The 13,896-nt window shown below is 66.7% G+C and carries 13 protein-coding genes and 1 other RNA gene; 1 reads left to right on the top strand and 13 read right to left on the bottom strand.

The features are described from left to right. Positions 1-91 precede the first annotated feature (91 nt). The 3 genes from D1832_RS09845 to ssrA all read right to left on the bottom strand — a co-directional run bounded on the left by D1832_RS09845 (position 92) and on the right by ssrA (position 1,880). Positions 92-385 (bottom strand): hypothetical protein, encoded by a 294-nt coding sequence (locus tag D1832_RS09845; protein WP_182434744.1) that lies wholly within the window; start codon positions 383-385, stop codon positions 92-94. Between the two features lie 410 nt (positions 386-795). Further along, positions 796-1,149 (bottom strand): VanZ family protein, encoded by a 354-nt coding sequence (locus tag D1832_RS09840; protein WP_129664445.1) that lies wholly within the window; start codon positions 1,147-1,149, stop codon positions 796-798. A 364-nt stretch (positions 1,150-1,513) separates the two neighbouring features. Beyond that, positions 1,514-1,880, bottom strand: a transfer-messenger RNA (tmRNA) gene (gene ssrA / locus D1832_RS09835). A 371-nt stretch (positions 1,881-2,251) separates the two neighbouring features. Here ssrA and D1832_RS09830 point away from each other — a divergent pair. Beyond that, on the top strand, positions 2,252-5,632 hold the full coding sequence (locus D1832_RS09830; RefSeq protein ID WP_118913699.1) for a pyruvate carboxylase: 3,381 nt from the start codon (positions 2,252-2,254) through the stop codon (positions 5,630-5,632). Positions 5,633-5,717: 85 nt separating this feature from the next. Here D1832_RS09830 and D1832_RS09825 read toward each other — a convergent pair whose 3' ends face one another. The 10 genes from D1832_RS09825 to D1832_RS09780 all read right to left on the bottom strand — a co-directional run bounded on the left by D1832_RS09825 (position 5,718) and on the right by D1832_RS09780 (position 13,850). After that, positions 5,718-7,583: a DUF2207 domain-containing protein gene (locus tag D1832_RS09825; protein WP_182434743.1), complete on the bottom strand. Its 1,866-nt coding sequence runs from the start codon at positions 7,581-7,583 to the stop codon at positions 5,718-5,720. Between the two features lie 52 nt (positions 7,584-7,635). After that, the gene (gene smpB / locus D1832_RS09820; RefSeq protein WP_047311934.1) at positions 7,636-8,112 is read right to left on the bottom strand and encodes an SsrA-binding protein SmpB; all 477 of its coding nucleotides are present in this window, start codon (positions 8,110-8,112) and stop codon (positions 7,636-7,638) included. Positions 8,113-8,163: 51 nt separating this feature from the next. After that, a complete protein-coding gene (locus D1832_RS09815) occupies positions 8,164-9,393 on the bottom strand; it encodes a M23 family metallopeptidase (protein WP_047311933.1) in 1,230 nt (409 codons plus the stop codon). 5 nt (positions 9,394-9,398) lie between these two features. Further along, positions 9,399-10,310, bottom strand: a complete 912-nt coding sequence (ftsX, locus tag D1832_RS09810) for a permease-like cell division protein FtsX (protein ID WP_047311932.1) — start codon at positions 10,308-10,310, stop codon at positions 9,399-9,401. Next, positions 10,307-11,074, bottom strand: coding sequence for a cell division ATP-binding protein FtsE (gene ftsE / locus D1832_RS09805; RefSeq protein ID WP_118913696.1), 768 nt, complete (start codon positions 11,072-11,074; stop codon positions 10,307-10,309). The genes ftsX and ftsE overlap by 4 nt, the downstream gene beginning before the upstream one ends. Positions 11,075-11,109: 35 nt before the next feature. After that, a complete protein-coding gene (prfB, locus tag D1832_RS09800) occupies positions 11,110-12,222 on the bottom strand; it encodes a peptide chain release factor 2 (protein ID WP_047311930.1) in 1,113 nt (370 codons plus the stop codon). Positions 12,223-12,272: 50 nt separating this feature from the next. Beyond that, positions 12,273-12,707 (bottom strand): hypothetical protein, encoded by a 435-nt coding sequence (locus D1832_RS09795; protein ID WP_147362671.1) that lies wholly within the window; start codon positions 12,705-12,707, stop codon positions 12,273-12,275. A gap of 62 nt (positions 12,708-12,769) precedes the next feature. Next, complete coding sequence (locus D1832_RS09790) at positions 12,770-13,231, bottom strand: pilus assembly protein (RefSeq protein ID WP_118913694.1); 462 nt, start codon at positions 13,229-13,231, stop codon at positions 12,770-12,772. Then, the gene (locus D1832_RS09785) at positions 13,228-13,641 is read right to left on the bottom strand and encodes a TadE family protein (RefSeq protein WP_118913693.1); all 414 of its coding nucleotides are present in this window, start codon (positions 13,639-13,641) and stop codon (positions 13,228-13,230) included. Before D1832_RS09785 ends, D1832_RS09790 begins: the two co-directional genes overlap by 4 nt. Continuing rightward, complete coding sequence (locus tag D1832_RS09780) at positions 13,638-13,850, bottom strand: hypothetical protein (RefSeq protein ID WP_118913692.1); 213 nt, start codon at positions 13,848-13,850, stop codon at positions 13,638-13,640. Before D1832_RS09780 ends, D1832_RS09785 begins: the two co-directional genes overlap by 4 nt. Positions 13,851-13,896 lie beyond the last annotated feature (46 nt).

Raw genomic sequence — 13,896 nt, 5'->3', positions numbered from 1 at the left:
ACGCTCGTCGCGGCGCTGGAAACCACCGTCACGACGGCCACCGAAGTCACGACCACCACGGTCATCACGGTTGAAACCACCACGACGCTCGTCACGCCCTGGAAACCACCGTCACGGCGACCACCGAAGTCACGACCACCACGGTCATCACGGTTGAAACCACCGGAACGACCACCACGGTCATCACGACGCGCGAAGCCACCATCGCGACCGCCCCGCTCGTCACGGTTGAAACCACCGCGTCGCTCGTCACGCTCGTCGCGGCGCTGGAAACCACCGTCACGACGGCCACCGAAGTCACGACCACCACGGTCATCACGGTTGAAACCACCACGACGCTCGTCACGCCCCTGGAAACCACCGTCACGGCGACCACCGAAGTCACGGCCGCCACGCTCGTCGCGGTTGAAGCCGCCGTCACGGCGGCCGTTGGACTCGTTGCGCGCGCTCGTGCGGCGCGCTCCCTGCTTGTCGGCGTGCGACCAGCGGGGCTTCTTGTTACCTGAATTGTTGGGCTTGGGAGCCATGAGTTCACTCACTCTCGGTTGCAAAGCACCGAAGATGAACACGCGGGCGCACCCCGTCTAAGAATGGGGGTGTCGCGATCTGTTGCGTGCCAGGTGGGTCGGCGCTGTTTCGTGGGATCTCGGCGCTCACACACACGTCGTCACCCGAAGTGCGACGCTCGTAAAACGGGCCTACTCTCACCACCACGCGCCGTCACAGGGAGTAGCTGTGCAACGCGCTCAAACCGAAAGCAAACCAACTGAACGCAAGATCAATGGTGGAGTAAGTCTACCGGACGCCGCGGCCGCGCCAGACCGCGAAGAGGCCCACAGCGGCCACGATTCCCGTGATGTCCGCCACGATGTCGCGCCAATCCGGGTCGCGATCGACCACGGGAAGCCCCTGGAGCAGTTCGCTGATCGGGGCGTAGGCGGCGAGGAGCACCGGGAGCCACGGCAGGCCTGCGACAAGGGCGAGGATCGCCACTCCCCCGAACATCCCCGCATGTGCCACCTTGTCCACGCCGACGGGCAACGATCCCTCACCCGAAGCCGGCAGATAGAGCAACAGACTCTGAAGAGCGACGGCTGCGGGCAACAGCACCCTTGCCGTTGCGCGGACGACTCTCGTGGGCGCTCGCATCGGACCAGTATGGGTGACGCGGGATCCGACCCGTGCGTCCGGTGTCGCCCAAAAGCGGCACCGGACGCGCGGGTCATGACGTACACCGCCGCGCCATCCGGGGTCACTGCCCCCTGGCGCTGCCGAAGCCGAACGTGCGAAGGCTGCCGTGCCTGTGATCCGCGAAATCAATACCGGACGGACGACGCCGAGAGCCTCCAACTCTCATCCTTGCGGTGCGGAAACTTCCTCCGGTCAGGAAGGTTGCACGCAGGGACGGACGTGAACGGCCATAGAGCAGAAGAGAAGCCGACGCGCACATGAAAGACGCCGCAGTCCGGACGAACCGGACTGCGGCGTAGCCACAGCGGAACAGCTGATGGGGTGGTGGAGATGGGGGGAATTGAACCCCCGTCCATCGACGGCGATCCAGGGCTTCTCCGGGCGCAGTGCGTATGAGGATTTTCTCGGCCCCACGGCTGGTACGCACACATTCCGTGACAGGCCCAGTCGAGTAAGAGTCCCGCAGCGCCCCTCGACATGACGCTGCAGCAAGTTCTCTAGCTGATGCCAGACACTGAGTCGAGAACTAGCTCAGGCTGACAGACTTCGGGCTCGCTCAGGCGGCGAGGGCGAAGTCGGTGCGCTTGGAATCGGCACCTATTGGTTTGCAGAGGGCGTTAACGAGATAACTCTGCATCCTCGGCCCGCTTCCCCTGGGACGGCGACCGATGTCGAAACCGATCATCCCCATGAGTAGCTGTTCGCACTGTGGAGTTGTGTGCGGCGTCTCGCACCGCGAAACACCACTGTAGCCATCAACGAGCGACGTCGCGACTTCATTCCGCAGCGCCGGCTCCGGCTCGCAAATGACGCACACGCCTGGGTTCACAGCTCGAGGGTGAACAGCAGCGCAGCGTCGTTGTCCGCGATTGGGGACCCGCGCTCCGCCCGCGGCGGGAGTGCACCTCTGCGGCAGACCGCGAGCGCCCTTCGCATGGGCGTGAGGCGCTGTGCGCATGTGTTCAGTATTGGTCGGTATTGCGCGCAGATTCGGGGCAGACGCGATGTGCCCGGCCGGTAGGATTGATCCGTCCGACATCCCCGTGAACGGAGACTACTGATGTTCCGCAAGGTCCTGGTGGCCAACCGAGGCGAGATCGCCGTCCGTGCGTTCCGCGCCGCCACCGAACTCGGTGCGAGCACCGTCGCTGTGTTCCCGCACGAGGACCGTGGCAGCGAGCACCGCCTCAAGGCCGACGAGGCCTACCAGATCGGCGAGGTCGGCCACCCCGTGCGCGCTTACCTCGATGTCGACGAGATCGTCCGCGTCGCGCGCGAATCGGGCGCCGATGCTGTCTACCCGGGGTACGGATTCCTCTCCGAGAACCCACTGCTCGCCGAGGCGTGCGCCGACGCTGGCATCACGTTCATCGGCCCGCACCCGGACGTGCTGCACATGACCGGCAACAAGGCCACCGCCATCGCGGCCGCCAAGCGCGCCGGCCTGCCGACGCTGCGCAGCGTGCCACCGTCGTCCGACATCGACGAACTCGTGCGCGGAGCCGACGAACTCGGGTACCCGGTCTTCGTCAAGGCCGTCGCCGGTGGCGGCGGACGAGGTATGCGCCGCGTCGAGAAGCCCGAAGCACTGCGCGAGAACCTCGAGGCCGCGATGCGCGAGGCCGAGTCCGCCTTCGGCGACGCAACGTGTTTCATCGAGGAAGCCGTTGTCGACCCACGTCACATCGAAGTGCAGGTGCTCGCCGATCAGTCCGGCGAGGTCGTCCACCTCTTCGAGCGCGACTGCTCGGTGCAGCGACGCCACCAGAAGGTCGTCGAGATGGCACCGGCGCCCAACCTCTCCCCCGAACTGCGCGAACGCATGTGCGCCGACGCCGTCGCGTTCGCGAAGGAGATCGACTACTCGTGCGCGGGCACGGTGGAGTTCCTCCTCGACCCGAGCGGGCGTTACGTCTTCATCGAGATGAACCCGCGCATCCAGGTCGAGCACACGGTCACCGAGGAGGTCACGGACGTCGACCTCGTTGCCGCCCAGATGCGGATTGCCTCCGGCGACACCCTCGACGACCTGGGCCTGCGCCAGGAGGACATTCACCTGCGTGGAGCCGCCCTCCAGTGCCGCATCACGACCGAGGACCCGGCCAACGGCTTCCGCCCCGACACCGGCACCATCACCGCCTACCGTTCGGCGGGTGGCTCCGGCGTCCGACTCGACGGCGGCACGATCCACATGGGCGCCGAGGTGAGCGCCCACTTCGACTCGATGCTCGTCAAACTCACGTGCCGCGGTCGCGACTTCGCAACCGCGGTGCGTCGGGCCCGTCGCGCCCTCGCCGAGTTCCGCGTCCGCGGCGTGAGTACGAACATCCCCTTCCTCCAGGCCCTGCTCGACGACCCGGCCTTCATCACAGGACACGTCACGACGTCGTTCATCGAACAGCGCCCCGACCTGCTCAACGCGCGCACGCCGGGCGACCGCGGCACGAAGCTGCTCACCTACCTCGCCGAGACCACGGTGAACAAGCCGTACGGTGAGCGTTCGGCGCTCACCGTCACGGCCCGCGAGAAGCTGCCGAGATTCGACGTCACCACCCCGGTGCCCCCGGGCACGCGCGACCGCCTTCTCACAGCCGGCCCCGATGAGTTCGCCCGCCAACTGCGTGAGCAGACGGCGGTCGCCGTCACCGAGACGACGATGCGTGACGCGCACCAGTCACTCCTGGCCACACGCATCCGCACCCGCGACCTCGTCCACGTCGCCCCCTACGTCGCTCGCATGACGCCGGAACTGCTCTCCATGGAGGCCTGGGGCGGCGCCACGTACGACGTTGCCCTGCGCTTCCTGTCGGAGGACCCGTGGGAGCGCCTCGCCAAGCTGCGCGAGACGATGCCGAACGTTCCGCTGCAGATGCTGCTTCGCGGACGCAACACCGTCGGCTACACGCCCTACCCGACGAAGGTGACGGACGCCTTCGTCCAGGAAGCCGCGCGCACCGGCGTCGACATTTTCCGCATCTTCGACGCACTCAACGACGTCGAGCAGATGCGTCCCGCCATTGAGGCCGTGCGCGCCACCGGAACGTCGGTCGCGGAGGTCGCCCTGTGCTACACGGGTGACCTCACCTCACCGAGCGAGAAGCTCTATACGCTCGACTACTACCTCGAGCTCGCCGAGCGCATCGTCGACGCGGGCGCGCACGTTCTCGCGATCAAGGACATGGCCGGGCTGCTGCGCGCGCCTGCCGCTCGCACGCTCGTCACGGCGCTGCGTGAGCGCTTCGACCTGCCGGTGCACCTGCACACGCACGACACGGCAGGAGGTCAGCTCGCCACACTGCTCGCGGCCGTTGACGCCGGCGTCGACGCCGTCGATGTCGCAAGTTCCTCGATGTCAGGCACGACGAGCCAGCCCTCGATGTCCGCATTCGTCGCGGCCACGGACGGCACCGAGCGTGCCACCGGCCTCGATCTGCAGAACGTGTGCGATCTGGAGCCGTACTGGGAGGCCGTGCGCACGCTCTACAAGCCGTTCGAGTCCGGCCTGCCCGCTCCGACAGGCCGCGTCTACAAGCACGAGATCCCCGGCGGTCAGCTGTCCAACCTGCGTCAGCAGGCCATCGCGCTCGGTCTGGGCGACCGGTTCGAGGCCATCGAGGACATGTACGCCGCGGCGAACGACATCCTCGGCAACGTCGTCAAGGTCACCCCGAGTTCGAAGGTCGTCGGTGACCTCGCGCTCGCGCTCGTGAGCGCCGACGCGGACCCCAAGGACTTCGAGGAGAACCCGCGCAACTACGACATCCCCGACTCGGTCATCGGCTTCCTCGGCGGCGAGTTGGGCGACCCGCCCGGCGGCTGGCCGGAGCCGTTCCGCACCAAGGCGCTCGAGGGCCGCACGGTGCGCCCGAGCGTCGAAGAGCTGTCCGAGGAGGACGAGCAGGAGCTTGCTCGCGATCCGCGCTCGACGCTCAACCGTCTTCTCTTCCCCGGCCCGACGAGCGACTTCGAGCGCGCCCGCGAGCTCTACAGCGACCTGTCGGTGCTTTCGACGAAGGAGTTCCTCCACGGCCTCGCGCCGGGCCAGGAGCACGAGGTCGACCTCGAGCCCGGCAAGCGCATCCTGCTGTCCGTGGTGTCCGTCTCCGAACCTGACGAACGGGGCATGCGCACGGTGCTCGCCACCGTCAACGGCCAGCTCCGTCCCGTTCAGGTGCGCGACGAGTCGGTCAAGGTCGACGTCGACGCGGTGGAGAAGGCCGACCCGAAGAACTCGGGCCACGTGCCGGCGCCGTTCGCGGGCATGGTGTCGGTCACGGTCTCCGAGGGCGACGAGGTGGAGGCGGGCGACACCGTCGCGACGATCGAGGCCATGAAGATGGAGGCGTCCATCACAGCGCCCGTCGCCGGAACGGTGAAGCGCGTGGCGCTCAAGCACGAGACGCAGGTCGAAGGCGGTGACCTCGTCCTCGTCCTGGAGTGACGACCGAACAGTGCACGACGAAGGGGTGACCATCGGATTCGATGGTCACCCCTTCGTCATGCCTGGGGCGGGTCGGTCGGCTACGTCACCAGCCGCCGCCACCGCCGCCGCTCACACCACCGCCGGAGAAGCCTCCGCCGCCGGAGAAGCCGCTGCCCCCACTGGAGCCGGGCGTCGAACTGAGAGCCGCCGAGGCGGCCTCGCCGAAGGAGTCGAGGCCCGAACCGAGATCGTCGAAACCGCTGAAACCCCCGTAGCCGCCGTACGGGATGTACCAGTACGGCATCGCCAACGGATAGCCCTGAGCTGCAGCGGCCTCGGCCACTTCACCGAAGACCTTGGCCCAGCGCTCCGCGAGCCCGAGCACGACGGCGTACGGCATGTAGCGGCTGAAGATCTGCTCGGCTTCCTCGAACTTGAACTGCTTCGCCTCGGCGGTCTTGAGGTACAGCTCGAACCCGCGTGACTGGTCGTAGACGGCAGAACCCACGGGAGTTCGCGCACCCGCACTGCGCGAGAGGAACAGCGCGAAAACGCCCGCAGCGGCGAAGCCCGCACCGAAGAGGAAACCGTTGAGGTTGAGCGCACTGGCCACGAAGAACGAGACGAGTGCTAGTGCGAAGAAACCGACGACAAGTCCCATCGCCTTCGCGCGTGAGGTGGCCGGCGACTCGTCGAACCACCCGCGTTCGAGCGTCTCGCGGTACATCCCCTCCTTGGCCTCGGCGAGGTGGCCCGAGAACTCGTTGCGCAGATCCGAGAGCTTCACCTCCGTGCCGCCGGCGAAGACGGCGTTGAGCAACGTGGCCTCGTACGGCAGGAGCGAATCACCGCCGGGCGGGTTCTGGGCGGTGAGAAGCCAGTCCTTGTCGCCGAGATCGGTCATCGTGAGGTAGCCACGCACGGACAGATCCACGATCGTGCCGGCGACGTCACGGTTGTCCGCGCTGCGGTCGATGATGGTGCCCATGAGCCCGGGCGTCGTGTCCCGGGGCGGGTCGAAACGGACGGCGACCTCCGGCTCCGGGCCACGCACGACGTCGTAGCGCTGTCCGTCGGCGGGCAGTTCACCGGGCGTCACCCCACCGAAGCGCTGATCGCCGGTCTTGCGCCGCCGCGCGAGCATCCAGGCTCCGGCAAGGCCCGCCACGCCCACGGTGCCTGCGCCGCCGACGAGGTTGAGGTTCTTGCGCGTGCTCTGGGAGAACGGACCACCCGAACCGTAGGCCTCCACCGCAGAGCCGTCCTCGAGAATCGGCGCGGTGTTCGTGAAGGCGCTCGTCGGCATGGCGGACACGATGGACATGCCCTCGCCGTTGCCCACGGAGCGCGCCGAGAAGGTGGCCTGCTCGCCGCTCGTGGCCTGGCACGTCTGCTTGGAGCCCTTCGCGCCGTAGAAGCACTTCGCATCGTTGACGGCGGCGGGGCCCTTGAGGGTGACGTTCGCCTTGTCGATCGGAATGCCCCATTGCTGGCCGATTGCGTTGATGTAGAACTCGGTGGAGCCGTTCGGCTGCTTGTTGACGACGCCGCCGAGGCGGTAGGTGATCGTGTACTTCTGCACCCCGCTGACAGTGCGGTCGGCGTCGCCGATGCGCAGTCGCGTCGCCGCCCCGTCGGCCGACTTCTCGACGTCCGAGGGCGCACCCGTGCTGGAGGTGACCTTGACGTTCGTCAGCGGGTACACACGGTGCTTCTCGTCGTTGTAGCCCTGCGCCGTGATGATGAACCGGTCGAGCCCGTGGTGGGAGTTGTCGTCGAAGCGGACCGTGATGTTCTCCGTGACGTCGACGGCGCCGTCACGCTTGAGGTCGTAGTCGATGTCGTAGGCACTGATGCGCATGTTCTCGTTGCCGGCGGCCACTGCCGCCTGCGCCCCCGGCAGGACGCTCACCCCGACGAGCGTCGAGGCTGCGGCCAACGTCGTCAACATCCCCGAGAAACGGCTCATGCCCCTACCCTGCCATGAGCGAGGAAGGGGCATGAACGAAGGGGCGAACGGGTCACCCGCCGCGCTTGAGGCGGATCTGCATCTCGCGCTGGGCCTCGAGGTTGTCCTGACGCTCACGCAGCGTCTGACGCTTGTCGTGCAGCTGCTTGCCCTTGGCCAGTGCGATCTCGACCTTGGCGCGCCCGTCCTTGAAGTACAGCGACAAGGGCACGATCGTGTAGCCCTTCGACTGCGCCTTGTCGGCCAACTTGATGATCTCGGCCTTGTGCAGGAGCAGCTTGCGCCGCCGACGCGCCGAGTGGTTGGTCCACGTGCCCTGCATGTACTCGGGGATGTGGACGTTCTCGAGCCACATCTCACCGTCACGTTCGAGGACGTAGCCGTCGACGAGCGAGGCCCGACCCATGCGCAGGCTCTTCACCTCGGTGCCCATGAGGGAGAGGCCGGCCTCGACCGTGTCCTCGATGTGGAAGTCGTGGCGCGCCTTCTTGTTGTTCGCGATGACCTTCGTGCCCTTCTCCTTGGGCATGCGGCTCACCTCCTCGTCTCGTGTTCGTCCCGTACTGCGCCCGTCAGCTCGTCACCCTACCCACTTGCGCGGGCTGACTGCGACACCATTTTCTCGGGTCTCGAAGTGGAGGTGGCATCCGGTGACGCGCCCGGTCATGCCGGAGACACCGATCTGCTGGCCCTTCTTGACCTTCTGCCCGGCACTGACGCGAAGGCTCGTGAAGTGCATGTACGCCGTCGTGAGCTGTACGCCGTTGACGGTTCCGTGGCTGATGTAGACGTGGTTGCCCGAGATCCCGTTGTAGTTCGCTTCGATGACGGTGCCGTCACCCGACGCGTACACGGGGGTGCCACAGGCGAAGGGGTAGTCGTCGCCCTCGTGCAGCTTCTGGATCCGCAGCACCGGGTGGAACCGATAGCCGTACGGCGACACGATCGAGGACGCCGGTCCGGGTGCGGCGAGGAAGCCGCCTTCGTTCGTCAGCTTCGTGACGCTCGGGTCGAGGTTGTCGCTCGTCGAGGTGATGTTCTTGAGTCGGTTGCTCTCCGCCTCGAGGGCCGCGAGCTTCGCCTCTTCCTTCTTCTTCTCCTTGGCCAGTGACGCTCGGTCGCTCTGTTGCGTCGCCTGGACCGTCTTGAGGTCAGATTCGGCGGTGTCGGCCTGCTTCTTGGCCGCGGACGCGGCAGCCACGGCGGCGTCCTGCTTCGTCTTCGCCAGGCTCGCCTTGCGGCGGACCTCGGCAAGACGCGCGGCTTCGCTCTGCCCGGCGGCCGCGGAACTCTTGAGGTTCGTGATGACGCCCTGCTGGCGTCGCATGACGATGTCGGCGAGCGCCATGGAGCCCGTGACGTCGGTCTTCGAGGTGAGCACCTGGACGGTGAAGGTGAGGTCACCCAAGCCACCGGATTCGAAGGCGTTGCGCGCGAGACCACCGACCTGCGTCCGAGCGGCCGCCTGATCGGTGCGGTTGCGGGCGAGCGCCTTGAGTGACGCGTCCTCGTCGGCCTTCGCAAGGTCGTAATCGGATTTGGCGTCGGTCTGCTTCTGCTGCGCGCTCGTCAGTTTGGACCGTGCCGTCGTGACCTTCTTGTGAGCGGCGGCGACCGCGGCGTCGGTCTTCTTGAGCTTCGCATCCGCGGCCGTCAGTTCCTTCGACAGGTCGTCGATCTCGGACTTGCTCGCCTTGATCTTGTCGTCGACGTCGTCGCCGAATGCCGCCGAGCCGGCGCCCAGCGTCAGGGCCGCGACGACGGCCATCGAGGCAGCCGCGCGAGAGCGTCGCGAGGAGAGTGCACCCACGTTCATCAGACCTTGAGATAACGACGCAGCGTCACCCACGACGTCGAGACAGCGAGGACGAAGGCTCCCAGGAAGAGCCAGGGGACGACGACGAGGACGTCGCTGTCACCGATGAGATTGACGAAGCCGCCGCCCGAACTCGCGAGCCCACTCACGCCGAAGTGCACCATCGCCCACAACAGGCCGGACGCGAGCACCGCACCGGCGAGGGAGGCGATGAGGACCTCCGCGACGAACGGCAGATAGATGGTGGCGCTCGAGGCACCGACGAGTCGCATGATGCCGACCTGGCGGCGGCGGGTGAACGCGACCTGCCGGATGGTCGTGACCATGAGCAGGATGGAACAGACCACCATGAGACCGGCGATGATGGCCGAACCCACACCGAGCATGTTGAGGAAGGAGAAGAACGGCGCGAGCACCTGATGCAGGTTGCTCACGTGCGCGACGCCGGGCATGCCCTGGAATCCACTCGCGATCTCGTCGAAGCGCTGCGGATCCGACAGGCGAACCTCGTAGAACGCCGGCATCGACTTCGCGTCGACGCTGCTGACGTACGGCGAGTCCTTGTACTGCTCGCGGAACATCGCGACGGCTTGTTCGCTCGTCTTGTAGTCGACCTTCGTCACGAGTGGGCGCAGGTTGTCGAGGTTGCTCTTGACCGCCTCGGTCTGGGCTGTACTCGCCTCTCCCCCGGCACACGACGCGACGTTCGTGTCCGAGTCGGTACACAGGAAAACGAAGGCGTGGACCTTCTCGTACCAGTCGCCCTTGGCCTGGTCCACCTGACGCTGGGCGAGCAGGCCGGAACCGACGAAGAACAGCGAGACCATCGAGACGAGCACGACGGACGCGATCATCGAGGTATTGCGTCGAACGCCCTGCCACACCTCGGAGGTGAGGAAACGAAGTCTCACGGCGTCTCCTCCAGACGATGGGATCCGTGCGCCGCGCGGTAGGCGCTGCGCGTACCGAGTTCACCCAGGTCCGGTTCGAGGGCTTCGGCTCGGTAACCACCGGTGGAGTCGCGCACGAGACGGCCGTCCTTCATCTCGAGCACGCGACGCTGCAGGCGGTCGACGAGGCTGTTGTCGTGCGTGGCCATGACGAGCGTGGTCGACGTGCGGTTGATGCGATCGAGCACCCCGACGACGTCGTCCGAGTTCGCGGGGTCGAGGTTTCCGGTGGGCTCGTCGGCGAGCAGGATGGCGGGCTGCTTGACGACGGCGCGGGCGATCGCCACGCGCTGCTGCTCACCGCCGGAGAGCTCGTGCGGGAAGCGCTTGGCCTTCTCCGCCAGCCCGACGAGTTCGAGCGACTCGGGCACGGCCCGGCGGATGGCGCCGCGTCGACGTCCGAGGATCTCGAGGACGAAGGCCACGTTCTCCTCGACCGTCTTGTTCTCGAGGAGACGGAAATCCTGGAAGACGACACCGATGTCGCGTCGCAGGCTCGGGACCTTGCGTCGCGGCATGTTGCGCAGTTCGCGCCCGGCGACGTGGATCTCGCCGTCGGTGGGCGCGACCTCGTGCGTCATGAGGCGCATGAGCGAACTCTTGCCGGAACCGGAGGCGCCGACGAGGAAGACGAACTCACCGCGCGCGATGTTGAAGCTGACGTGCTCCAGCGCCGGGGCTTGGTTCTTGTCGTACGTCAGGGAGACGTCGTCGAATCGGATCATCGTGGTGTGGAGTGCTCTCGGTCCCGTCGGTGAGGTCAGTCGTCGTCGCGGTCCGCAGCACGCTTCCAGCGGATGCCTGCTTCGACGAAGCCGTCGATGTCGCCGTCGAAGACGGCGCTCGTGTTGCCGACCTCGTGCTCGGTGCGCAAGTCCTTGACCATCTGGTAGGGGTGCAGGACGTAGGAGCGCATCTGGTCGCCCCAGCTGGCCTTGACGTCACCGGCCAGTTCCTTCTTCTGCGCGGCTTCCTCCTGCTTCTTGATGAGCAGCAGGCGCGACTGCATGACGCGCAGAGCGGCAGCACGGTTCTGGATCTGGCTCTTCTCGTTCTGCATCGAGACGACAGTGCCGGTGGGAATGTGCGTCATGCGCACAGCCGAGTCGGTCGTGTTGACGCTCTGACCACCGGGGCCCGAGGAGCGGAAGACGTCGACCTTGAGCTCGTTCTCCGGGATCTCGATCGTGTCGGTGGTCTCGATGAGCGGCACGACCTCGACGGCGGCGAACGACGTCTGGCGGCGGCCCTGGTTGTCGAACGGCGAGATGCGCACGAGGCGGTGAGTGCCGGCCTCGACCGAGAGATTCCCGAAGGCGTAGGGCACGTTCACTTCGAACGTGGCCGACTTGAGACCGGCCTCTTCGGCGTAGGAGGTGTCCATGACCTTCGTCGGGTAGCCGTGACGCTCGGCCCAGCGCAGGTACATGCGCATGAGCATCTCGGCGAAGTCGGCGGCGTCGACGCCACCGGCGCCGGCGCGGATGGTGACGACGGCCTCGCGCTCGTCGAACTCGCCGTTGAGCAGGGTGCGAACCTCGAGTTCGCCGACGGCCTTCGTCAGCTTCGTGAGCTCGCGCTCGGCTTCGGCCATCGTGTCAGCGTCGTTCTCCTCGGTACCCATCTCGACGAGGGTCTCGAGGTCGTCGATCGCGGCGTCCATGTTCTCGACGCGGTCCTTCTCGGCGTTCGCGCGAGACAGGGCGGAGGTGATCTTCTGGGCCGATTCGACGTCGTCCCACAGGTCGGGGGCGGCAGACTGCTCCTCGAGGTCGGCGATCTGCTTCTTCAGCTTCTCGAGGTCGAGCACCTCGCGCACGGACGCCATCGTCGAGCGCAGGTTCTTGATTTCGGTAGGAAAGTCGACAGCCACGCTTTCCAGGGTATCCGTTATGACGCCCGACTCCCCAACCAACCGATTGTTCACCGCTCCAGATGGGCGTCAGCACGTGAGACGACGTCCACGGTCATGGGTTCACCGAGAGCCGCCATGGCCGATCCGACGACCGGCGGACGCACGACGGCGCGTACTCGAACAGTGACCTGCTCGCCGACGACCTCGACGCCGCTGACGCGCCACGACGTGACGTGCTTGGGCAAGGGTGTGGAAGCGACGATGCGTGCCGCCTCCGCCGTGGCCGCGTCGGCATCGAGCGTGGCGTTGTCGACTCCCTCGGTATAGGCGCCGGCCAGGGAGATGCGGTCAGCGGCCGCTGCGCTTGCGTGGTCGGCTGCATCGAGCACGTCGAGGCGAGCCATCTGCGCGGATGCGACGCTCACTCCCCCGACGAGCAGCATGCACACGCACACGCTGAGACCGAGACCGAGCAAGCCGATACCTCCGGTCTCGTCGGCCACAGCAGCCTTGGTGCGGCGACTCAGCGACGCTCGCAAGCACATCCATGGCGCGCGGAAACGGATCATCGTTGGCCCCCGTACTGTTCGACCTTCTGTTCGTGGGACGACGACACGGTGACCTGAAGGTTCGCGGCCCCGGCGAGCCACTTCGGCACGAACGGCAACGTCACCGTCGCTCGCGAGGAAGCCCGCACCGAGGCACCCGGCGTCAGGCAAGGGCTGAGGGTGCATGTCACTGCCGTCGATCCGACCGGCACGTCTTGGTCGGCGTAGGCGATCCGAGCTGCTGTGTTCGCGCGGGCAGCACCTGCCGCGCTGGAGGATGACGTGACGTAGGTGCGCGCCGCTTCGCGAGCGGCCTGACGTGCCGCGTACGAGGCCGCTTCCACACGCAGGAGCGCGGTCGCGACCCACACGAGCGGCAGGAGCAAGACTGCGATGACGACGATGGTTTCGATGAGAGCGGAACCTTCTTCACTGTGGCGGTCGACGACGTCGTGACCGACAGTCCTTTCGACGCTCACGAGGAACGCTCCTCGACGATCGCGCGCCCGCTGGTGTGCAGCGTGAGCCCGACACCGAACGGCCCGAGCACGGGAACGGGCGCGTCGATGTCCACCCGAATGACGTCGAGCCCCTCCGCACTGCTGCGATGCGCTGAGATCGATCCTGCGTAACGCGGACTGAGGGAATCGGACACGAGGTCGCGGGCGCGCTCCTGTGCCACGCCGGGACCGGCATCGACCCGAGCGCCGTACCGGGCACTCTCTGCTGCTGCCATGGTGAGGGTCGAACGGACGTGGGTGGCGTAGGCGAACTGGCAGACGACGAGGAACACGCCCACGATGAGCGCCATCGTCATCGTGTACTCAGCCACGGCCGAGCCTTCGTCCCCGGAGAGCGCGGCGACGCGACGCTCCGGGCGTCGACTCATCCTCCGGAGACCTTGTTCATCGCGGCGGTGAACATGTTCTTGAGCAGGGGCCCCGCCGTCTGCCACAGGAGTGTGACGAGGCCCGCGGTCATGAGGGTGACCAGCACCCAACCGGGCACGTCGCCGCGATCCGGTTGGCCTGTCAGCCGTGTCATGACGTTGCCGGCGGCTCGGCGGACTCGGCGCTGGGCTGAGACGAGATGAGACATGGTGTGTTCCTTCCGGTGGGGTGTCGGTGAGGAGTTCCGACAGGGT

Origin of the sequence: Dermacoccus abyssi, assembly GCF_003515945.1 — a bacterium.
Taxonomy (GTDB): domain Bacteria; phylum Actinomycetota; class Actinomycetes; order Actinomycetales; family Dermatophilaceae; genus Dermacoccus; species Dermacoccus abyssi.
The sequence above is the reverse complement of the archived record's forward strand: the minus strand, read 5'-3'. Positions and strand labels throughout refer to the sequence as shown.